23 protein-coding genes are annotated in these 18,928 nt (G+C 41.0%); 4 read left to right on the forward strand and 19 right to left on the reverse strand.

What is annotated here, in order from left to right; translation table 11 throughout:
• Window positions 1-19: 19 nt before the first annotated feature.
• The 4 genes from J2S05_RS07345 to J2S05_RS07360 all read right to left on the reverse strand — a co-directional run bounded on the left by J2S05_RS07345 (window position 20) and on the right by J2S05_RS07360 (window position 3,797).
• A complete protein-coding gene (locus J2S05_RS07345; RefSeq protein ID WP_306981401.1) occupies window positions 20-1,207 on the reverse strand; it encodes a phosphoglycerate kinase in 1,188 nt (395 codons plus the stop codon).
• A gap of 90 nt (window positions 1,208-1,297) precedes the next feature.
• On the reverse strand, window positions 1,298-2,305 hold the full coding sequence (gene gap, locus J2S05_RS07350) for a type I glyceraldehyde-3-phosphate dehydrogenase (protein ID WP_306981403.1): 1,008 nt from the start codon (window positions 2,303-2,305) through the stop codon (window positions 1,298-1,300).
• Window positions 2,306-2,374: 69 nt separating this feature from the next.
• On the reverse strand, window positions 2,375-3,397 hold the full coding sequence (locus J2S05_RS07355; RefSeq protein WP_306982641.1) for a sugar-binding transcriptional regulator: 1,023 nt from the start codon (window positions 3,395-3,397) through the stop codon (window positions 2,375-2,377).
• A 160-nt stretch (window positions 3,398-3,557) separates the two neighbouring features.
• Entirely contained in the window at window positions 3,558-3,797 is a 240-nt protein-coding gene (locus J2S05_RS07360) for a glutaredoxin family protein (protein WP_306981405.1), read from the reverse strand.
• Window positions 3,798-4,050: 253 nt separating this feature from the next.
• Between J2S05_RS07360 and clpP the strand changes: the two genes are divergently transcribed.
• On the forward strand, window positions 4,051-4,644 hold the full coding sequence (gene clpP / locus J2S05_RS07365) for an ATP-dependent Clp endopeptidase proteolytic subunit ClpP (protein ID WP_306981407.1): 594 nt from the start codon (window positions 4,051-4,053) through the stop codon (window positions 4,642-4,644).
• Window positions 4,645-4,688: 44 nt separating this feature from the next.
• On the opposite strand, the gene J2S05_RS07370 is transcribed toward clpP, so the two are convergent.
• From J2S05_RS07370 to J2S05_RS07400, 7 genes are all read right to left on the reverse strand, one after another.
• Window positions 4,689-4,946: an HPr family phosphocarrier protein gene (locus tag J2S05_RS07370; protein ID WP_306981409.1), complete on the reverse strand. Its 258-nt coding sequence runs from the start codon at window positions 4,944-4,946 to the stop codon at window positions 4,689-4,691.
• 26 nt (window positions 4,947-4,972) lie between these two features.
• Window positions 4,973-5,926 (reverse strand): DNA-binding protein WhiA, encoded by a 954-nt coding sequence (gene whiA / locus J2S05_RS07375; protein WP_306981411.1) that lies wholly within the window; start codon window positions 5,924-5,926, stop codon window positions 4,973-4,975.
• Window positions 5,927-5,964: 38 nt separating this feature from the next.
• Window positions 5,965-6,918: a gluconeogenesis factor YvcK family protein gene (locus J2S05_RS07380; protein ID WP_370873616.1), complete on the reverse strand. Its 954-nt coding sequence runs from the start codon at window positions 6,916-6,918 to the stop codon at window positions 5,965-5,967.
• Window positions 6,915-7,808 carry an RNase adapter RapZ gene (gene rapZ / locus J2S05_RS07385; RefSeq protein ID WP_306981415.1) on the reverse strand — a complete coding sequence of 298 codons (894 nt, stop codon included), beginning with the start codon at window positions 7,806-7,808 and terminating at the stop codon, window positions 6,915-6,917. The genes J2S05_RS07380 and rapZ overlap by 4 nt, the downstream gene beginning before the upstream one ends.
• A 26-nt stretch (window positions 7,809-7,834) precedes the next feature.
• The gene (locus J2S05_RS07390) at window positions 7,835-8,308 is read right to left on the reverse strand and encodes an 8-oxo-dGTP diphosphatase (protein WP_306981416.1); all 474 of its coding nucleotides are present in this window, start codon (window positions 8,306-8,308) and stop codon (window positions 7,835-7,837) included.
• Window positions 8,309-8,624: 316 nt separating this feature from the next.
• On the reverse strand, window positions 8,625-9,569 hold the full coding sequence (gene trxB, locus J2S05_RS07395) for a thioredoxin-disulfide reductase (protein ID WP_306981418.1): 945 nt from the start codon (window positions 9,567-9,569) through the stop codon (window positions 8,625-8,627).
• A 90-nt stretch (window positions 9,570-9,659) separates the two neighbouring features.
• Window positions 9,660-10,694: a tetratricopeptide repeat protein gene (locus J2S05_RS07400; RefSeq protein WP_306981419.1), complete on the reverse strand. Its 1,035-nt coding sequence runs from the start codon at window positions 10,692-10,694 to the stop codon at window positions 9,660-9,662.
• A gap of 309 nt (window positions 10,695-11,003) precedes the next feature.
• On the opposite strand from J2S05_RS07400, the gene amaP reads away from it, so the two are divergent.
• From amaP to J2S05_RS07415, 3 genes are read left to right on the forward strand one after another with little or no spacing between them, the layout of a single operon-like run.
• A complete protein-coding gene (gene amaP / locus J2S05_RS07405; RefSeq protein ID WP_306981421.1) occupies window positions 11,004-11,555 on the forward strand; it encodes an alkaline shock response membrane anchor protein AmaP in 552 nt (183 codons plus the stop codon).
• A 12-nt stretch (window positions 11,556-11,567) separates the two neighbouring features.
• The gene (locus J2S05_RS07410) at window positions 11,568-11,777 is read left to right on the forward strand and encodes a DUF2273 domain-containing protein (protein ID WP_251606605.1); all 210 of its coding nucleotides are present in this window, start codon (window positions 11,568-11,570) and stop codon (window positions 11,775-11,777) included.
• Window positions 11,778-11,801: 24 nt separating this feature from the next.
• Window positions 11,802-12,272 carry an Asp23/Gls24 family envelope stress response protein gene (locus J2S05_RS07415; protein WP_306981423.1) on the forward strand — a complete coding sequence of 157 codons (471 nt, stop codon included), beginning with the start codon at window positions 11,802-11,804 and terminating at the stop codon, window positions 12,270-12,272.
• A gap of 51 nt (window positions 12,273-12,323) precedes the next feature.
• Here the strand turns inward: J2S05_RS07415 and hisIE are convergent, their stop codons facing one another.
• From hisIE to J2S05_RS07455, 8 genes are read right to left on the reverse strand one after another with little or no spacing between them, the layout of a single operon-like run.
• Window positions 12,324-12,950: a bifunctional phosphoribosyl-AMP cyclohydrolase/phosphoribosyl-ATP diphosphatase HisIE gene (hisIE, locus tag J2S05_RS07420; protein WP_306981424.1), complete on the reverse strand. Its 627-nt coding sequence runs from the start codon at window positions 12,948-12,950 to the stop codon at window positions 12,324-12,326.
• Window positions 12,947-13,705, reverse strand: coding sequence for an imidazole glycerol phosphate synthase subunit HisF (gene hisF / locus J2S05_RS07425; protein ID WP_306981426.1), 759 nt, complete (start codon window positions 13,703-13,705; stop codon window positions 12,947-12,949). Before hisF ends, hisIE begins: the two co-directional genes overlap by 4 nt.
• A gap of 4 nt (window positions 13,706-13,709) precedes the next feature.
• Window positions 13,710-14,444, reverse strand: coding sequence for a 1-(5-phosphoribosyl)-5-[(5-phosphoribosylamino)methylideneamino]imidazole-4-carboxamide isomerase (hisA, locus tag J2S05_RS07430; protein WP_306981428.1), 735 nt, complete (start codon window positions 14,442-14,444; stop codon window positions 13,710-13,712).
• Entirely contained in the window at window positions 14,437-15,078 is a 642-nt protein-coding gene (gene hisH, locus J2S05_RS07435) for an imidazole glycerol phosphate synthase subunit HisH (RefSeq protein WP_306981430.1), read from the reverse strand. Before hisH ends, hisA begins: the two co-directional genes overlap by 8 nt.
• Entirely contained in the window at window positions 15,079-15,675 is a 597-nt protein-coding gene (gene hisB, locus J2S05_RS07440; protein WP_306981432.1) for an imidazoleglycerol-phosphate dehydratase HisB, read from the reverse strand. It lies immediately after the preceding gene.
• Window positions 15,668-16,948, reverse strand: coding sequence for a histidinol dehydrogenase (gene hisD, locus J2S05_RS07445; protein WP_306981434.1), 1,281 nt, complete (start codon window positions 16,946-16,948; stop codon window positions 15,668-15,670). Before hisD ends, hisB begins: the two co-directional genes overlap by 8 nt.
• Window positions 16,949-16,950: 2 nt before the next feature.
• Complete coding sequence (gene hisG / locus J2S05_RS07450; RefSeq protein ID WP_306981436.1) at window positions 16,951-17,583, reverse strand: ATP phosphoribosyltransferase; 633 nt, start codon at window positions 17,581-17,583, stop codon at window positions 16,951-16,953.
• Window positions 17,576-18,766 carry an ATP phosphoribosyltransferase regulatory subunit gene (locus J2S05_RS07455; RefSeq protein WP_306981438.1) on the reverse strand — a complete coding sequence of 397 codons (1,191 nt, stop codon included), beginning with the start codon at window positions 18,764-18,766 and terminating at the stop codon, window positions 17,576-17,578. The genes hisG and J2S05_RS07455 overlap by 8 nt, the downstream gene beginning before the upstream one ends.
• Window positions 18,767-18,928: the final 162 nt, after the last annotated feature.

Consider the following 18,928-nt stretch of genomic DNA (forward strand, 5'->3'; position numbering starts at 1 on the left):
CATCACCTCTCGTAATTGATTACTCTTTATCTGAAAGGGCTACAACACCTGGAAGGTCTTTGCCCTCCATAAATTCAAGTGACGCCCCTCCACCTGTAGAGATATGGCTCATCTTATCAGCGAATCCAAACTTTTCAACAGCAGCAGCAGAATCTCCACCACCAATAACAGAATACGTTTCAGTGCTATCAGCAAGAGCTTCGGCTACAGCCTTCGTTCCGCCAGCAAAGGTCTCAAGTTCAAATACACCCATAGGACCGTTCCAGATTACAAGTGCAGAATCTGCAACAACACTCTTGTATGTATCTTGTGTTTTAGGACCAATGTCTAAAGCTTCCCAATCAGCTGGAATTTCGCTAATCGGAACAATGTGTGTGTTTGCATCATTAGAGAAGTCATCTGCAACAATAACGTCCTCAGGCATGTAGAAGTTCACACCGTTCTTTTTTGCTTTTTCCATAAAGGTTTTGGCTAGCTCAATTTTATCTTCTTCTAGTAAGGACTTACCTACTTCATGACCAAGAGCTTTTACAAATGTATAAGCCAATCCTCCGCCAATGATAAGGTTATCGACTTTATCTAATAGATGATCAATGACACCAATCTTATCTTTTACTTTTGCTCCACCAATAATAGCTGTAAATGGACGTTTCGGTTCTGTCAGTGCTTGTCCAAGCACATCAAGTTCCTTTTCCATTAAGAAACCAGCAGCAGAAGGAAGATGCTTAGCGATTCCTTCAGTAGAAGCATGCGCACGGTGAGCTGCACCAAATGCGTCATTTACATAAAAATCAGCTAGGGATGCAAATTCCTTTGCAAGTTCAGCATCATTTTTTTCTTCTCCTGGATAGAAACGGACGTTTTCAAGTAGAAGAATATCCCCATCTTTTAACTCTTTTACAGCAGCCTGTGCTACTTCACCTCTTGCTTCAGTGCTAGCAGCGACTGGTTGATCTAACAACTCAGAAAGTCTTACTGCAACAGGTTTGAGACGAAGTTCTTCAACAGCTTGTCCTTTTGGACGACCAAGATGACTAGCAAGAATAACTTTCGCACCTTGTTTAACTAAATGTTTAATGGTTGGAAGAGCCGCTTTAATACGAGTCTCATCCGTAATCGCTCCATCATTCATTGGTACATTAAAGTCAACACGAACAAAGACGCGCTTTCCTGTTAATGTAACATCTTGAAGAGTTTGCTTATTCATAAACGAACCTCCTCCTATTCTTTATTTTGTGACAAGCGGAAAGAGGAGTCAGATTCAAGACCCTCCTCCTCTTATGATCCGCTTGCTCCATTATAGCCCTTTGCTAGCGATGTATTCAACTAAGTCAACGACACGGTTTGAGAAGCCAGTTTCGTTATCGTACCAAGAGATAACTTTAACCATGTTGCCTTCCATAACCATTGTTGAAAGTGCGTCAATTGTAGAAGAATGTGTGTTGCCATTGTAGTCATGAGATACTAATGGCTCTTCAGAATATCCAAGCACACCTTTAAGTTTTCCTTCAGATGCTTCTTTAAGTGCTGCATTTACTTCTTCAGCTGTTACGTCTTTATCTAGCTCAACAACAAGGTCAACTAGTGACACGTTTGGAGTTGGAACACGCATAGCTGCACCATTCAATTTCCCTTTAAGTTCAGGAAGAACAAGTGCTACGGCTTTAGCAGCTCCAGTTGATGTTGGAATGATATTCTCAGCAGCCGCACGAGCACGACGGTAATCTTTATGTGGAAGATCAAGAATTTGTTGATCATTTGTGTAAGAGTGAACTGTGTTCATTAGTCCACGACGGATACCAAATTGATCGTTTAATACTTTAGCAAAAGGCGCTAAGCAGTTTGTTGTACAAGATGCGTTAGAGATAACGTCATGGCTTGCTGGATCATACTTATCTTCGTTCACACCTACTACTATAGTTAGATCTTCATCAGAAGCTGGTGCAGAGATGATGACCTTTTTAGCTCCTGCTTCGATATGTTTAGCAGCATCTGCACGCTTCGTGAAGAAACCAGTAGATTCGATAACCACTTCAACTCCGTGCTTATCCCATCCAATTTCAGCTGGGTTACGCTCAGCAGAAACCTGGATCTCATGACCGTCTACAACTAATGAGTTTTCTTTTACTTCAATGCTCACGTCAAGATTTCCGTGAACCGTGTCATATTTCAATAAGTGAGCTAACATGTTAGCGTCAGTTAAGTCGTTAATTGCTACTACCTCTACGTTAGGATTCTGAAGTGCCGTGCGGAATACGTTACGACCAATACGTCCAAAACCATTAATACCAATTTTCGTTGCCATGTTAAAATTCCTCCTGACATAATTTGAAAAGCTAATCTATCAAAAAGGGCAGTACCCTTTTCTTCCTATTCATATTTCTTGAAGCAGTCTTCTTGCGGCCGCCTCATCTGTAATTAATACGTCACTTGGACGGTGTTGCATATACGCCTTAATTGCATTGGCTTTTGATGCGCCTCCTGCAACAGAGATCACATGCTTGCCAGTGTCTAACTCATCCAACTGCAACCCAATCGTTCGTTGCTTATGAATAATCTCACCTGACTGATTAAAGTAATAGCCAAAAGCCTCTGCTATTGCGTGTTCCCTTTTCAGTTTGTTCATAAACGGCTCTTCCGAACTTCGTCTAGCAGCCATTCTAGTAGCATCACCAATTCCATGGAGCAAAATGCGGGAAGTCTTAATCAAATCAAGAATTTCCTTAACAGATGGTTCCATCACTAGTGAAGCATAAGCTTCTTCGCTTAACTGATCAGGTACATGCATTAGACGATATTCAGCTCCAGCACGATCAGCAAACTCCGCACTAATCGTATTTGCCTGATTTTCGACTCTTTCACCTAACCCTCCACGGGCAGGTACAAAGATTGTTTGGCTTACCTTCGGATCTGGTGTCATCATTTGTGCAACTGCTGCAAGAGTTGTGCCTCCCATAACAGCTACCACAGATCTTGGCTCAATGATTGCTTTTAACTCTTTGACGCAAGCCTGACCCATCTCCTGCTTTACCCAGTCTTCCTCGTCACTGTCTCCGGCTACAATAACTGCCTTCTTCACTCCGAGTTTGTCTTGAAGTTCTGATTCAAATGCCTTTAATCCAAGCAATTCTTTCATCGTATCGTCTAATTGGACAAGCACAGTTTCCCCTTCTCTTGTAAGACTCATACCAGCTGTCGTAAATGTAACAAGCCGTTGTTCTTTAAGAAAAGTCACTTCTCCTCGTACAACTCGTTCGGAAAGTTGTAGATTAACAGCAAGTGCCCTGCGACCAATTGGTTGGCGAAGATAAACGAATTGCAGCATTCGATATCGTTTTTGCATGGTTTCTACTAGTTCAGGTACTAGCTGCTTCTGTATATTAACCAGCTTTCTCATCATTAGTAGCACCTCTTTCTGTAAATAGGGACACTGATCGTCCCGCGCAGACATTTTACGTCCCGATTAAACCAAACGTCTGCTACAAATATAATGATAACAACTGTTCACCAGTTTGACAAGTTTTTTAGCCTAGTTTTTAAAATAAAAAAAGCAATACTTAGTTCGTATTTTTAATGATTTGACTGATTTTATCATATGAAAGAATTCCCTCATCTGCTTCGATCCCCTCCACTAAAACCACAGGAATACGCAACATATATTTCTCCAACAATTCATCGTCTTCATAAATATCAACCACATTGACTGTTAAGAAATATTCTTCTTTTAATTTTTCAATAACATGAAGCCCCTTCTCACATAATGAACAGTTGTTCTTCGAGTAGAATGTTATGTGCATGATGTTGTCTCCTTCTATATAAAGTTAGATTCAGTATATCAAAATAAATGCAGTAAACCGTAAAACCGGTTTAACTTTACCTAGAATCGGCAATGATGAAAAGAGGGTTTTGGCTTGTCGATATGGAATGTACTATATAAAGAGTGGTTTTTATTTGACCTTCTTTGACCTAATCGGTATGATGTACATACAGCACAATGATGAAAGCTGATCTTAATACGTAATTAACCACATTTCACAGGAGGAATGATCCATGAATCTCATCCCTACAGTTATTGAACAAACAAACCGCGGCGAGCGTGCATACGATATTTACTCTCGTCTTTTGAAGGACCGGATTATTATGCTTGGAAGTGCTATTGATGACAATGTGGCTAACTCAATTGTTGCACAGTTACTTTTCTTACAAGCAGATGATCCAGATAAGGATATTTCTTTATACATCAACAGCCCAGGCGGATCAATCACGGCTGGTATGGCGATCTACGATACGATGCAGTTCATCAAACCAGATGTATCAACGATCTGCATTGGTATGGCCGCTTCAATGGGATCATTCCTATTGTCAGCTGGCGCAAAGGGCAAACGCCTTGCTTTACCTAATAGTGAAGTCATGATCCACCAACCACTTGGTGGAACACAAGGTCAAGCTTCAGACATTGAAATTCATGCTCGCCGCATTATTGAAATGCGTGAGAAGCTGAACGAAATTCTTTCAGAGCGTACAGGTCAACCAATCGAAATCATTGCTCGTGATACTGATCGTGATAACTTCATGACTGCTGAACGCGCAAAAGAGTATGGTTTAATTGACGAAGTCATTTCTTCACAAGCACAAAAGAAATAATAAAAAAAGGCAGCCCACTCGGCTGCCTTTTTTTATGTATTAAATTAAGAAGGATTTTGAATATAATCAACCAATGTATCAAGTGCTTCTTTCTCATCGTGCCCATCAGTACTTATAACAATTGATGCATCATGCCTAATAGCCAAACTCATAATCCCCATTATACTTTTGGCATTGGCCACCTTGCCATCTTTTTCAATATTAACAATCGATGAGAATCGATTCGCTTCTTGGACAAACAAGGCTGCAGGACGAGCTTGCAATCCACCCTTAATGGCAACTTTCACTTCTGATTTAAGCATTGTAATTCCCTCCTTTTATTTAGTCTTTATAAACTTTCAAGCACTTCACCTGAGCGAATTTTTTCAGCAATTTCATCAATTTTTTTGAGCCTATGATTAATGCCTGACTTACTTACTTTTCCGCCTTCTAACATTTCACCAAGTTCCTTTAACGTGACATCTTGATGAACAAGCCTCATGGATGCAATCTCTTGTAACCTTGGAGGTAGTTGTTCTAATCCAATCGTCCGTTGGATGAGACGGATATTCTCAACTTGTCTTAATGCAGCCCCTACCGTTTTGTTTAGATTTGCCGTTTCACAATTAACCAATCGGTTTACTGAATTTCGCATATCTTTTAAAATACGAACATCCTCAAAATACAGTAGTGCTTGGTGTGCACCTATAATGCTAAGAAATTCGGTAATTTTTTCACTCTCTTTTATATAGACAATATATCCTTTTTTCCGTTCTAACGGTTTTGCACGTAGTCCATATTCGTTCATTAGTTCACATAGTGAAGTATTATGTTCTTCATATGAAGAAAAAATCTCCAGATGATAGGAAGAAGTCTCAGGATGATTCACTGATCCGCCAGCTAGAAAGGCACCACGCAAATAGGCGCGTTTTCCTTGCTCAGATTTGATTAATTCCTTTGAAATCGTTCGAATGAGAGTAAATCCTTCTCCTAGAATTCCAAGCTGCTCCATGAGAGATTGAGCCCCTCTTGAGACTCTAACTAAGTAGACGTTGTTTTTTTTCAACCTCATCTTTTTTCGAACAAGCAATTCAATAAAAACATTTGGGAACAATTGCTTTAGTAATGTATAGATCCGTCTAGCTATAGCAGCATTTTCAGTAGTAATGTCTAACCCTACTTGTTGACGCGCAAACGAAAGTGAGCCATTCATACGAACTAAAGCAGCCAGCTCAGCCGACGCATAAGGTTCAGCAGGTTCCAGCTGAGTGAGTTCTTTTTTGACTTTGGCCGCAAAAGACATTCTGTTCACCCCATTTCTTTGAATCTTCTCTATATTCGTTACGTTTTAATGGTTCCTGCTCTCAAGATGGCTTCAGATACTTTCTTTGCATTATGCCTAAGCTGCCCATCCTGCTCCACAACAAAATTATCTTCAATGACATTGACTCCAAGTTGCTGTAGTCGTTCATAGTCAACGTTAACCGGTATAGCCATTTCCTCTGCGTATAACGTTTTTACATTTTGAGAGATAGCAGATCCGTTAACAATGATATCGTCTACTAAATCTGGTCCGCAGTGCGAAATCAAACCATCTAAATGATCAGAGGCACTATATTCATCGGTTTCGCCCAATTGTGTCATCGCATTGCATATATAAACCTTCCTCGCTGACGAGCTACGAATAGCTTCAACAATTCCTGGAACCAACAAGTTCGGAAGCACACTTGTATACAAACTACCTGGACCTAAAACAATCCAATCTGCCTTTTTTATAGCTTCTAGGCTTTCAGGGAGTGGATCGATGTTCTCAGGTGTAAGATACACTCGCTTAATTTTCTTTTGAACAGCTGGGATTTTTGATTCGCCAGAAACAATCGAACCATCCTCCATTTCAGCGTGAAGCACAATACTTTGATTAGCTGCAGGGAGCACGGTTCCTCTTACATTTAAAACCCGGCTTACAGCAACAATTCCTTGATGAAAATCGCCCGTTATCGATGTCATTCCAGCTAACAACAAATTCCCTAATGAATGTCCGGATAGACTCGTTCCATTCGCAAAACGATGTTGGAACATCTCTTCCACCAACGGTTCTACTTCTGCCAAAGCTGTTAATACGTTTCTCACATCTCCTGGCGGTGGAATATCAAGTTCCTTACGCAGAATGCCTGAGCTTCCTCCATCATCTGCTACAGTTACAATTGCGGTGATATTGACTGGATAAGTCTTCAAACCACGCAATAATACAGACAAGCCTGTCCCTCCGCCTATAACAACAACGTTCTTATTCACGGATTACGGACCTTTCTCTTTTCAATATCTCTGTGCGTTGCGTGCACTTCATATTCTTCTGCAAATTGTTTAGCGAAATGCTCGACCAATGTAACCGATCGGTGTTGTCCACCCGTGCAACCAATTCCGATGACAACCTGGCTTTTACCTTCTCTTTTATATTGTGGCAACATAAACTGTAAAAGGTCCGTCAGTTTTTCGATAAACTGCTGCGTTTCTGACCATTTTAACACGTACGAAGAAACTTCTTCGTCTAGACCAGTTTGTGGACGCATATGTTCAACATAATGTGGGTTTGGTAAAAAACGAACATCAAACACTAAGTCAGCATCAATAGGGATACCATATTTAAATCCAAATGATTGTAGCTGAACTGAAAATGATTGCCTTGCATCAGAAGAAAATCGAGAAATCAAACGTTCTCTTAACTCAATTGGCTTGAGCTCCGTCGTATCAATAATTAGTTGCGCACGCCCCTTTAATTCTTCTAGCATTTCTCTTTCTAAACGAATACCTTCAAGAGGCAGTCCATTTTTGGCTAGAGGGTGTGTACGCCTTGATTCCTTATATCGTTGGACAAGCTTATTATCTTTTGATTCAAGAAAAAGAATTTGAACACTTGGTTTGCTTTGCCCAATACTAAGCTGGTCAACCACTTCAAATAAATGATCAAAGAATCGTTGTCCCCTTAAATCCATCACTAAAGCGACTTTGTTCATCTTACCGCTAGCACCCTCTATTAAATCAATAAATTTCGGGAGCAAAGCTGGCGGTAAATTATCTACGCAAAAATAACCTAAATCCTCAAAACTCTGAACAGCAACTGTTTTACCTGCTCCTGACATCCCCGTAATAATTACAATTTCAATTGGTTGCTCTGCCTCTCCCATATAAAACACCCTTCTCAGAAACTTATTTATTCATTCGTAGCTGGTGCAGGATCAAGACGTGAACGAAGTAGCTGATAGTCTGGTGTATAATAGAAGGTTCCAAACATGATACCCTTGCCATTTAATACATGCTCAATAAATGCCTGATCTCCTTCAGCCATTGGCAATCCAGCTACTTCATTACATTTCCACCACTTTAAAGTACCTTCAGGTGATTGCGACAAAAGCGTCCCTGAGTAATCTACTGCCTTAAAGGTAAAAAGCATCCATTCAGATACTGTCTGACCGTTTTCTTCTATAACAATTGTATATACTCCATTTAATTCGGGATCGATGACCGATAAGCCTGTTTCTTCTCTACATTCTCTAGTAGCTGATTCTTTTATCGTTTCTCCCGATTCCATTTTGCCACCTGGAGCCACCCACCATCCTCGGCTAGGTTTTTGCAAGAGCAAAATCTTATCATCTTTAATGACTGCACAGTTTGTAACCCTTTGCAATGAAATCACCTCGTTATCTATACACTATCAGTATACAATTATTTTATGACTGCTACAATTATTCAGAAGTTCTCTTAGTCCTTATGGCACAAAAAAAGGGCACGAGCTTCACGAAGCTCGTGCTAAAGATATATAAAAAGGGGGTCAATTACTTAAACATAGTGTAACAGTTTTATATTTCATAATTGTTACAGAATGATTAAGAGCGAATTACGAAACCCTGTCCCCACAAGGGTTTCAGCAAACTCCCTTTTTTAAAAATGCATCATACAGAGCATCTTTTATCCTATTTTTTATGCAACAGTTTGGCAATTCATTACGGATTGACTTTTTCAGCAAGACTTTCGATATAGTGTTGTACATTTTGTGCTGCAACACTTCCATCACCAGTTGCTGTGACAATTTGACGTAAAGATTTTTCACGAACATCTCCAGCTGCAAAGATACCTGGAATTTTTGTTTCCATCTCTTCGTTCGTTACAATGTATCCTTCTTCATTCAAGATACCAAGGTTCTTAACACTTTCATTAAGAGGTAGAAGGCCAATGTAGATGAAGACACCATCTGTTTTAAATTCAGACACTTCGTCGGTTTTGGTGTTTTTAAGCTTCACACTGCCAACCTTACCATTTTCATCTTCAATATCTGTAACTACATGGTTCCAAATGAACTCAACCTTGTCATTATCAAATGCACGTTGCTGAAGAATCTTTTGAGCTCTTAACTCATCACGGCGGTGAATGACCGTTACTTTTGAAGCAAATCGAGTTAGATAAACAGCCTCTTCAACGGCTGAATCTCCTCCCCCTACTACAACTAATTCGCGATTTTTAAAGAATGCCCCATCACAAACAGCACAATAAGATACTCCGCGTCCACCAAGCTCTTTCTCACCAGGTACACCAATTTTCTTATATTCAGCTCCGGTAGTCACAATCACAGCTCTTGCGCGATATTCTTTTGAACCCGCAATCACTCGTTTTGTGTCCCCTTCATCAATGATTTCTTTGATATCTCCATACGCATATTGAGCACCGAATTTTTTCGCATGTTCAAACATTTTTGTTGAAAGATCCGGTCCTAAAATATGGTCAAAACCAGGGTAGTTTTCTACTTCTTCTGTATTAGCCATTTGACCACCCGGCACACCGCGCTCAAGCATCAGCGTATTTAACTGTGCGCGAGAAGTGTACACAGCCGCTGTCATACCAGCTGGGCCTGCACCGGCTATAATGACATCATAAATGGTTTCTTCACTCATAATTAATTCCTCCTAAACTACACTTTCTTCTTATGTGACTATATCGTATCCAAATCTGAGAATCCTGTCTATTGATCTGCTCAAAACCTATTATGGCCACAAACGGTAGGTTACATCCTGTTGTTTGAGGTCCTCAATATTCTTTAAACGCTGCTCACTTTTGGAATAGCCTTTTTTCGTTGCTTTTCTCCAAAGAACTTCAGCCCGATCGATTTGCCCAAGATTAAATTGAGCAACCCCACGACAGTCGTATAGCTCTGGATACATATCAAAGGTTAAGGTGTCCACCTCTGAAAGTCTTTTTTCGGTCTCTTGATATTCTCCAAGAGCACATAAAACACGTGCTAGCTTGAGATAGTGATCCGTATCAATCGGATAGACTTGGCTAAGTGTCTGAGCATAACGCCTAGCTTCTTTATCATCACCAAGTTCATCCGTAAATAAGGCAATGTTACACAAAGCAAAAAGGTTTCCTTTGTCTTCTGTTAAAACCTTCTCCGAGAGATCAAATGCTTTACTTTGCTGACCCGATCGGAAGTATGCTTCTGCTAAATGATTATAAGCTGCCCAACACGTTGGATGATCATCTATCATTTCTTGCAGAACAGGTATCGCTTGTTTAGGCTTATTTTGTTTAAGGAATGATCCAGCCGTTGTGTGACCAGAAATCAGGTTCTCAAGCTCTTCGGATTCATCATCCATAACAAGCTCTTCCTCAGAAAGCATCTCTAGAAGTTCCTCTGCACCCTCCAGACGATCTTCCTTCGTTGTATTTTTAAGGTAGGTTTTGACTGACTGTTCTGCCAAACCAAAATTACCGAGATATGCGTAATTATTGGCCATGAAAAAATGGCACTCAGGATGATTGTCCGATGTGGCGTGTAATACATCACGCAGGATGTCATTTGAGCGTTCATATTCATTTAGCTCTGAGAGTACTGCTGCGAGTTGAATTTGAAACACTGGTTCTTTATCTGTTAGCTTAACCGCACGTTCAAACAGCGTGACGGCTCGCTTTAAGTTTTTTTTCTTATACGCATCAATGCCTCTATGAAAGAAATAATCTCCATTTTGAAGAAATGGGATAACATTGGCATGTTTTTTTCGATAAACCGATACATCCATATAAACTGCGTTCCCTCCAGATGTCTTCTTTATGCTTGTCCAGTATACATCATCTGTATAGAAAATGGGAGCTATGCGGGTTGAATCATTGACAAAATGAAGAAAACTATACGATTTGAAATCCCTATCCTGAATTGGAACTTATTTACCATGCTTTTAGATACCATTAGTTTCCATGTTTTAACTCTGACGATAACGGAAATACTACAGTCAGAGACGGTGCACCCTCTCAAGGCAAACATAACGCAAATAGATAAAGTACCCTTTTTCAATGGAGTGAGAAGCTTTATTCAGAAAGGAAGCGAGCATGTGAACGTGGCCATTCGTATTATTGTAGGCATCTATGCATTCCTCACACTTTTAATTTTAGGAAGTGTTTTGCTGGATGTAACAGGAATCTATCAACCTATCAACGAGCTGTTAGCCATACAACAAACAAATGAAATGTACTGGATTTTAATCGGTATTCTATCTTTTGTCTTCGTCGTATCGCTGATTCTATTTCTTTCTTCTTTTAAGAAGAGGGAGAGAACCCAAAGCAAATTTCAATCTCCTACTGACATAGGCGTGATTGGCATTTCAAAGGATTCAATTGAATCAACTGTATTACGAATCATAAGAAGATTTGAAGGAGTTCGCTCTGTAGATGTCGATTCGAGTATCTCTAAAAAGACTCAACAAGTAACGGTTTCAGTTAGTTATGCTCCTTTTGGACCGAACCCAGTTCAAGAGAATGCAAAAAAGCTTCAAGAAAGCGTAAAAATGGAGCTTGAGAAGTGGTTAGAGATTCCTGTCAAAGAAGTAAAAGTACTTGTTAAAAATCAATCCAATCCAACAAAAAAGCGGGAACGCGTCATTTAAGGAGGAAGCGCTATGAATCAAGAAACGTTCATGCGCTATCGTGGGCGCATCCTAGGGCTACTGATTGCCATCGTTTTCAGTATTCTTTTTCTCACGATTGGCTTAGGCTATTCATTAGCTGTAGGGATTTTTGTTCTACTAGGTTTTCTGATCGGCAAATGGATCGACGGCGATTTAAATGTACATGCCTATATCGATGCATTGTTTACAAAAAGAGATTGATCTAAAAAAAGGGAGATGTTTTAAATGGAAAAGAACATTCAATCAACAGAAAAAACAACGGCACAACTAGAGAAAGAACAACATGATCAAGTGAACCAAAACGAAAATCGCGAAAAACTAACATATGATAATGAAGTAATCAAAAAAATTACGGCATTAGCAACGAATGAAGTATCTGGCATTTTAGGTATGAGCGGGAGCCTTTTCCAAGGTGTGAGAGAAACATTTGGTGGAGACGAAAAAATCACAAAAGGTATTAGTGCTGATGTGGGAGAAAAACAAGTTGCCATCGATATTGAAGTATACGTAGAATACGGGAAAAACATCCCGAGCATTTATAAAGAAGTGAAAGAAAGCGTAAGTAAGAACATTCATAACATGACTGGACTTGAGCTAGTAGAATTCAACATGAATGTAGATGATGTCTACACTCGTGACGAATTTGAAAGCAAACGAACTAATTCTAGTTCACCAAATTCTGGTCGCGTTGAGTAAGAGTTGAACAAAAAAAGACAACCTCAGTTGGGGTTGTCTTTTTGCATTCTTCTATTCATGTCTTGCTTTTAGAATATCTGTTACCTCACTAAATGAAACCTTCTGCTCACGAAGTAACACAAACAGATGATACAAAAGATCGGCTGATTCGTTAGTTAGTTCTTCACGATCACGGTTTTTGGCTGCAATAATAACTTCTGAAGCTTCCTCGCCAACTTTCTTCAGAATTTTATCTACCCCTTTTTCAAATAGGTAAGTAGTATAAGCTCCTTCTGGCATCTCCGCTTCACGTTCCGCAATCAATCGCTCGAGTTCAGTAAGAATGGCAACAGAGCTTGTGTCATCCGGTTCTACCTTCTGATCTAGTAAAGAGTCAGAGAAACAGGTGTAGCTTCCTTTATGGCAAGCTGGTCCTTCTGGAACGACTAAAACTAGTAAGGCGTCCTGATCACAGTCATAGCGGATATCTTGAATGGCCTGTGTATTTCCTGATGTTTCACCTTTATGCCAGAGCTCTTGTCTTGAACGACTGTAAAACCAGGTCTGTTTTGTCTCGATTGATTTTGTTAGTGATTCTAGGTTCATGTAGGCAAGAGTTAAGACTTCTTTGCTTGCTGCGTCCTGAACGATTGCTGGCACAAGGCCACGATCATCAAATTTCACGGATTCTAGATTCATCGAATAGACAGTCCTTCCCCTTTTAGATAACTCTTTACTTCAGCCACAGATGTTTCTTTATAGTGAAAAATGGAGGCTGCAAGCGCTGCGTCCGCTCCAGCTTCGTTAAATGCTTCAAGAAAATGCTCTTGGTTTCCGGCACCACCAGAAGCGATAACAGGAACGGAAACAGCGTCTCCTACTTTTTTAAGTAATGGTACATCAAAACCTGTTTTCGCTCCATCCTGATCCATACTCGTTAAGAGAATTTCTCCTGCTCCCAGAGATACAGCGTGTTTTGCCCAGTCAGCTACTTCCCATTCGGTTGCTTTTCTCCCACCGTGTGTATAAACACGCCAAGAACCAAGCTCCTCATCATATTTGGCATCAATGGCAACAACCATGCATTGCGCTCCAAAGAAGTCTGCACCTTCCTTGATTAACTCTGGTCGAAGCACAGCAGCTGTGTTCAGCGATACTTTGTCTGCCCCGGCACGAAGAACACGTTTCATATCTTCAAGTGTACGAATCCCACCACCAACAGTAAATGGAATGGCTAGCTTACCAGCCACTTCTTCTACCACCTCAATCATCGTCTCATGTCCTTCATGAGAAGCAGAGATATCTAAAAAAACGAGCTCATCTGCGCCTTGTCCATCATAAAAAGCAGCCAGTTCAATAGGATCTCCAGCATCTCGCAATCCAACGAATTGAATGCCTTTTACAACACGCCCTTCCTTGACGTCTAAACACGGAATAATGCGTTTGGTCAGCATATCATTACACCTTCCTCTGCAAGGCTTCTTTAAGAGTGAATTGATTTGTGTAAAGGGCTTTCCCTACAATTGCTCCAGCGATACCAGATGATTTCCTAGCAGCTAATTCATCTAAGTCTTCAAGTGAACTAACCCCACCTGAGGCAATGACCTTCGCACCACTAGCAATGGCAAGTGCTTCAATCGCTTCCGTATTAGGACCGGATAACATGCCATCACGAGCGATGTCTGTAAAAATAAAAATTTCGGCTCCAAAACGAACCATTTCACGAGCCAAGTCTTCCGCTTTAACTTCGGAGGTTTCTAGCCAACCTTCAGTAGCAACATACCCGTTCCGTGCATCAATGCCGATCACAATTCGCTCTCCACCATATGTAGCAAGCATTTCTTTTGTAAAGGCTGGGTTTTGAACGGCAACACTTCCAAGGATTACACGGTCCACACCGTGATCAAGGTAATACGCAACGTCTTCAACTGACCGGATGCCACCACCAATTTGTACCTTAGCGTCAAGCTCTTTAGCGACACGAATCACATGTTCATGATTCACACGTTTTTTTGCTTTTGCTCCATCTAAGTCAACCATATGAATCCATTCAGCTCCAGCATCAACAAAGGTCTTTGCCATATGAAATGGAGAGTCTCCATATACCGTTTCCTGATTATAATCCCCTTGCACAAGTCGAACACATTTTCCATCTCTCATATCAATCGCTGGATAGATAATCGATTCAGTCATGAAGCTTCACTCCTTTCTCCACCAATTGACCAAAGTTCGCAAGCAAATCCATGCCTACGACACTGCTTTTTTCTGGATGAAATTGCGTCCCTACAACAGAGCCTCTACCAACAACTGCCGGTACGTCTTGATGGTAATCAGAAGTAGCTAATAAAATCTGTGTATCCTCTGTTTGAACCACATAGGAATGGACAAAGTATACATACCCCTGCTCTACATCGTTTAGGAGTGGATGTTGTTGATGAAAGTGAAGTTGATTCCAGCCCATGTGTGGAACCTTATATGGTGTTCCGTCTGCCGATTGACCTTGAAATTTAACCACTTTACCTGGTAGCAAGCCAAGTCCTTTTGTTTGGCGATGCTCTTCACTTTCTTCAAATAAAAGCTGCATGCCAAGACAAATGCCCATGAGTGGTTTTCCATCTGCTACCCATTGGCGTAGGAACTCAGCTTTTCCTGTTGTATTCAGAATATCCATTGCATCAGGGAACGCACCAACTCCAGGAAGTAATAAGCCATCTGTCGTTTTAAGCACCTCTAGATCCTCTGAAATAACATAAGGTAAGCCTATACGCTCCATCGCTTTGCTGACACTGTGTAGATTACCCATGCCATAATCAACAATTCCAATCATCTATAACATCCCTTTCGACGACGGTACTCCTTTTACACGTGGATCAATCAGTGTCGCTTCATCCAGCGCTCGTGCCAACGCTTTGAAAACCGCTTCAATCATATGATGTGTGTTGTGGCCGTAATGCACAATTACATGTAGGTTCATTCGTGCTTCCAATGCAAACTTCCAAAGGAATTCGTGTACAAGCTCTGTATCAAATGTACCTACCTTCTCAGATGGAAATTCTGCTCTAAACTCTAAGTGAGGTCGATTACTAAGATCTACAACAACCTGTGCTAATGTTTCATCCATTGGAATAAAGGAATTTCCGTATCGCTTAATTCCTTTTTTTGAACCCAGTGCATCCTTCACCACTTGTCCGAGACATATTCCGATGTCCTCCGTGGTATGGTGATCATCCACGTCTGTATCTCCGTTTGCTTGAACTGATAAGTTAAACTGTCCATGTTTGGCAAACAAATCGAGCATATGATTCATAAATGGTACGCCCGTATCAAGCACAGTAGACCCTTCTCCATCTATATCAAGTGATAGTTTAATTTGCGTTTCACCTGTGTTACGTTCAATCTCTGCATATCGTTTTTCTTCACTCATCCGAATCATCTCCTAAACGTATCTCAACCGCACGTGCATGTGCTTCTAATCCTTCTAAGCGAGCGAGTGTTGTAATCGCATCAGCTTGAGCAATAAGGGCTTCTTTTGAATAAGACAAGACACTCGATTTTTTCACAAAATCATCCACACTTAATGGACTCGAGAAACGAGCTGTCCCCTCTGTCGGTAACACATGATTGGGGCCAGCAAAATAATCGCCAACTGGTTCCGTCGTATAAGGTCCTAAGAAAATGGCGCCAGCATGGCGAATTTTGCCTAGCTGTTCCATTGGATTCTCTACAATGATTTCCAAATGCTCTGGGGCCAGCTGGTTAACCGTACGGATTGACTGCACTAAGTTTTCCGTAAGATAAATAACCCCTTGGTTTTCAATCGATGTTCGGGCAATGTCTTCTTTAGGTAATGTTTTTAATTGAGTTTCAACTTGCTCAGACACAGCGTCTGCAAGGGTTTTTGAATCAGTCACTAATACAGCTGTTGCTAGTTCATCATGCTCAGCCTGAGACAACAGATCTGCCGCAACATGAGAAGGTATAGCTGTCTCATCAGCTAGAACCGTAATGTCACTTGGTCCAGCAATCATATCAATATCAACCACACCATACACAGCGCGTTTGGCTAAAGCCACAAATATGTTTCCAGGTCCAGTTATTTTATCAACAGGCGCTATGGTTTCTGTTCCATATGCTAAAGCGGCAACGGCCTGTGCGCCACCAATTTTATAGATCTCTTTGATACCCAGCTCGTGTGCTGTCACAAGCACCCCTGCTGGTAGTTGTCCATTTTTCTGTGATGGAGACACCATCGCAATCTCAGATACACCGGCCACCTGCGCTGGGACAACATTCATGATAATGCTTGATGGATATGCCGCCTTTCCTCCAGGTACATACACTCCGACACGATCAAGTGGTGTTACCTTTTGTCCAAGCATCACACCATCTGAATGTGTTGTCATCCAAGATTGCGTAACCTGCCTTTGATGAAAATCGCGAATTCGTTCGATCGCTTCACGAATGGCAGCAATCACGTTCGGTTCAACCTGCTGATACGCTTGATCTAGTTCTGACTGTTTCACTTTTAATTGAGTCAGGTCAGCACCGTCTAAATCACGCGTTAACGCAAACAACGCTTCGTCTCCTTGCTCACGAACCTGTTTAATGATGCCGTCAACAATTTGTTGTTCTTTTTCTTTACCCGCTTCTACTGTCCGCTTAATAGTAAAGGCTTCGTCTACTTTCACAATTCGCATACTTACTCCTCCTCAACCACGTCAAACAACCGCTCAACCATCTTATCAATACGTTCTGCCTTCATCCGATAGCTCACAGGGTTTACAATAAAGCGTGATGTAATTGGCTCAATGGTCTCTAGTTCAACCAATCCATTTTCCTTTAACGTTTGACCCGAGGAGACAATATCAACAATACGATCAGCTAAACCAATTAAAGGCGCAAGCTCAATTGACCCGTTTAACTTTATAATTTCAACCTGTTCTCCCTGCTTCTTAAAATAGTGAGCAGCGAGATTAGGGTATTTAGATGCGACCTTAGGGTTGATATCTTTTTTTTGATATCCAGGTAAACCAGCTACAGCCATATAACATTCACTAATTTTTAGATCTAATACCTCATAGACATCTCGTTCTTCTTCAAGCATGACATCCTTACCAGCCACACCAACATCCGCTACGCCATGCTCGACATAGGTTGGCACATCCATCGGTTTCGCAAGGATAAATCTAAGCTCTTCTTCTGGCACCTCTATAATTAACTTTCTCGAATCATCAAATTCATCAGGGAGGTTATATCCTGCTCGACGCAAAAGATTTACGGCTTCTTCAAAGATACGTCCCTTTGGCATCGCAATTGTTAATTGATTATTCATCAGCTGGACCTCCCTGCTTTGACTTGCCTATCACATAAATAATCTCGTCGTATTCCTCACTCATTTGATCCACATTCGTTACGCCTGCCAGATCCTGCAGGATGACAATTTCTCCTTCTGCTCTTAGATCACGGGCATTCTGTATCGCCTCGGCACGACGTTCACGACTGAACATTACACACGTTCGTTTTTCAATTGGTGCGGATTGCCCAATGGCTTCTGCTAATAGGTCAAGCCTTACACCAAATCCTATCGCTTGAGCCGGTCGCTTAAACTGCTGTAATAGTTCATCATAACGCCCCCCGCTTCCAAGCGGCACACCAAGCTCCTGACTATACACTTCAAAAACCGTACCTGTATAGTAGCTCATATGAAGAACTAGATTTAAATCGATTGTAATAAAGGACGATAAGCCATAATCCTCTAGTACAGCCCATAGCTCGCGTAATTCTCTTAGTGCGGCTTGGCCTTGCTCTGATTCAACCAGTTTTTCTGCATCGTTGAATAAGTCACGACCCCCACGAAGCTTTAGTAGACCTTCCAATCGTTTTTTATCAATAGATGAGAGTTTTAATCCCTTAACGTGAGAACGAAAACCCACATAATTCTTTTCATATAAATAACGTCTAAGTGCTTCTGCACGCTCTTTATTTCCAACAATATCAACAAGTAGCGCATCCACAAAGCCTACATGGCCAATCGCTAATTTGAACTGCTCAAGCCCTGTTCGTTTAAGTGACTCAATCATCAATGCAATCGTTTCTGCATCTGCACTAACTGTTCCATCACCAATCAGCTCAGCTCCCACCTGCTCGAACTCTGCTGGACGCCCACCATCATGCTGTTGTGCCCGAAATAAGTTAGAGTGATAGCTAAGGCGAATTGGATAAGCGGCATCTTTCAAACTAGAAGAAACGAGTCGTGCAATTGGTGCCGTCATATCAGGACGCAGCACAAGAGTATAGCCTTGACTGTCCATCAACTTAAACAATTGCTGGTCTAAAATTGCTGATGATGCACCGATTGTATCGTAATATTCAACCGTTGGGGTCTCCACCATTTGGTATCCCCATTGCTTCATCTCATCTGCCATTTCTGTTCTTAAACGTTTTTTGGTTTCATATAACTCTGGCAATGTATCTCTCATGCCTAGTGGCTTCTCAAACATGAATAACTTTGACATTAATCTCTGCACCCCACTACAGTTATCTACTCAATTTTTAAGCTCATTATATCATATCGTTTTGCTTTAGTTCGCTAAATCAATAGCGAAGTAAAGGATTTAATAGTAGTTTACATGGCTCTTATCTAAGCGTCAACCATTTCCATCTATGATTTTGTTGAT

The sequence above is a fragment of the Alkalicoccobacillus murimartini genome, from assembly GCF_030813245.1.
Lineage (GTDB): Bacteria > Bacillota > Bacilli > Bacillales > Bacillaceae_D > Alkalicoccobacillus > Alkalicoccobacillus murimartini.

What these genes read in the sequence shown, in the direction of transcription:
- gap (WP_306981403.1), bottom strand. Translation starts at nt 2,305, where the DNA reads ATGGCAACGAAAATTGGTATTAATGGTTTTGGACGTATTGGTCGTAAC.
- trxB (WP_306981418.1), bottom strand. Translation starts at nt 9,569, where the DNA reads ATGAGTGAAGAAACCATTTATGATGTCATTATAGCCGGTGCAGGCCCA.
- hisF (WP_306981426.1), bottom strand. Translation starts at nt 13,705, where the DNA reads ATGCTGACCAAACGCATTATTCCGTGTTTAGACGTCAAGGAAGGGCGT.
- hisIE (WP_306981424.1), bottom strand. Translation starts at nt 12,950, where the DNA reads ATGAATCTAGAATCCGTGAAATTTGATGATCGTGGCCTTGTGCCAGCA.
- clpP (WP_306981407.1), top strand. Translation starts at nt 4,051, where the DNA reads ATGAATCTCATCCCTACAGTTATTGAACAAACAAACCGCGGCGAGCGT.
- hisG (WP_306981436.1), bottom strand. Translation starts at nt 17,583, where the DNA reads ATGAATAATCAATTAACAATTGCGATGCCAAAGGGACGTATCTTTGAA.
- J2S05_RS07455 (WP_306981438.1), bottom strand. Translation starts at nt 18,766, where the DNA reads ATGTCAAAGTTATTCATGTTTGAGAAGCCACTAGGCATGAGAGATACA.
- J2S05_RS07345 (WP_306981401.1), bottom strand. Translation starts at nt 1,207, where the DNA reads ATGAATAAGCAAACTCTTCAAGATGTTACATTAACAGGAAAGCGCGTC.
- hisH (WP_306981430.1), bottom strand. Translation starts at nt 15,078, where the DNA reads ATGATTGGAATTGTTGATTATGGCATGGGTAATCTACACAGTGTCAGC.
- J2S05_RS07360 (WP_306981405.1), bottom strand. Translation starts at nt 3,797, where the DNA reads ATGCACATAACATTCTACTCGAAGAACAACTGTTCATTATGTGAGAAG.
- J2S05_RS07415 (WP_306981423.1), top strand. Translation starts at nt 11,802, where the DNA reads ATGGAAAAGAACATTCAATCAACAGAAAAAACAACGGCACAACTAGAG.
- hisB (WP_306981432.1), bottom strand. Translation starts at nt 15,675, where the DNA reads ATGAGTGAAGAAAAACGATATGCAGAGATTGAACGTAACACAGGTGAA.
- J2S05_RS07400 (WP_306981419.1), bottom strand. Translation starts at nt 10,694, where the DNA reads ATGGATGTATCGGTTTATCGAAAAAAACATGCCAATGTTATCCCATTT.
- hisA (WP_306981428.1), bottom strand. Translation starts at nt 14,444, where the DNA reads ATGACTGAATCGATTATCTATCCAGCGATTGATATGAGAGATGGAAAA.
- rapZ (WP_306981415.1), bottom strand. Translation starts at nt 7,808, where the DNA reads ATGGGAGAGGCAGAGCAACCAATTGAAATTGTAATTATTACGGGGATG.
- J2S05_RS07370 (WP_306981409.1), bottom strand. Translation starts at nt 4,946, where the DNA reads ATGCTTAAATCAGAAGTGAAAGTTGCCATTAAGGGTGGATTGCAAGCT.
- J2S05_RS07355 (WP_306982641.1), bottom strand. Translation starts at nt 3,397, where the DNA reads ATGAGAAAGCTGGTTAATATACAGAAGCAGCTAGTACCTGAACTAGTA.
- hisD (WP_306981434.1), bottom strand. Translation starts at nt 16,948, where the DNA reads ATGCGAATTGTGAAAGTAGACGAAGCCTTTACTATTAAGCGGACAGTA.
- whiA (WP_306981411.1), bottom strand. Translation starts at nt 5,926, where the DNA reads ATGTCTTTTGCGGCCAAAGTCAAAAAAGAACTCACTCAGCTGGAACCT.
- J2S05_RS07410 (WP_251606605.1), top strand. Translation starts at nt 11,568, where the DNA reads ATGAATCAAGAAACGTTCATGCGCTATCGTGGGCGCATCCTAGGGCTA.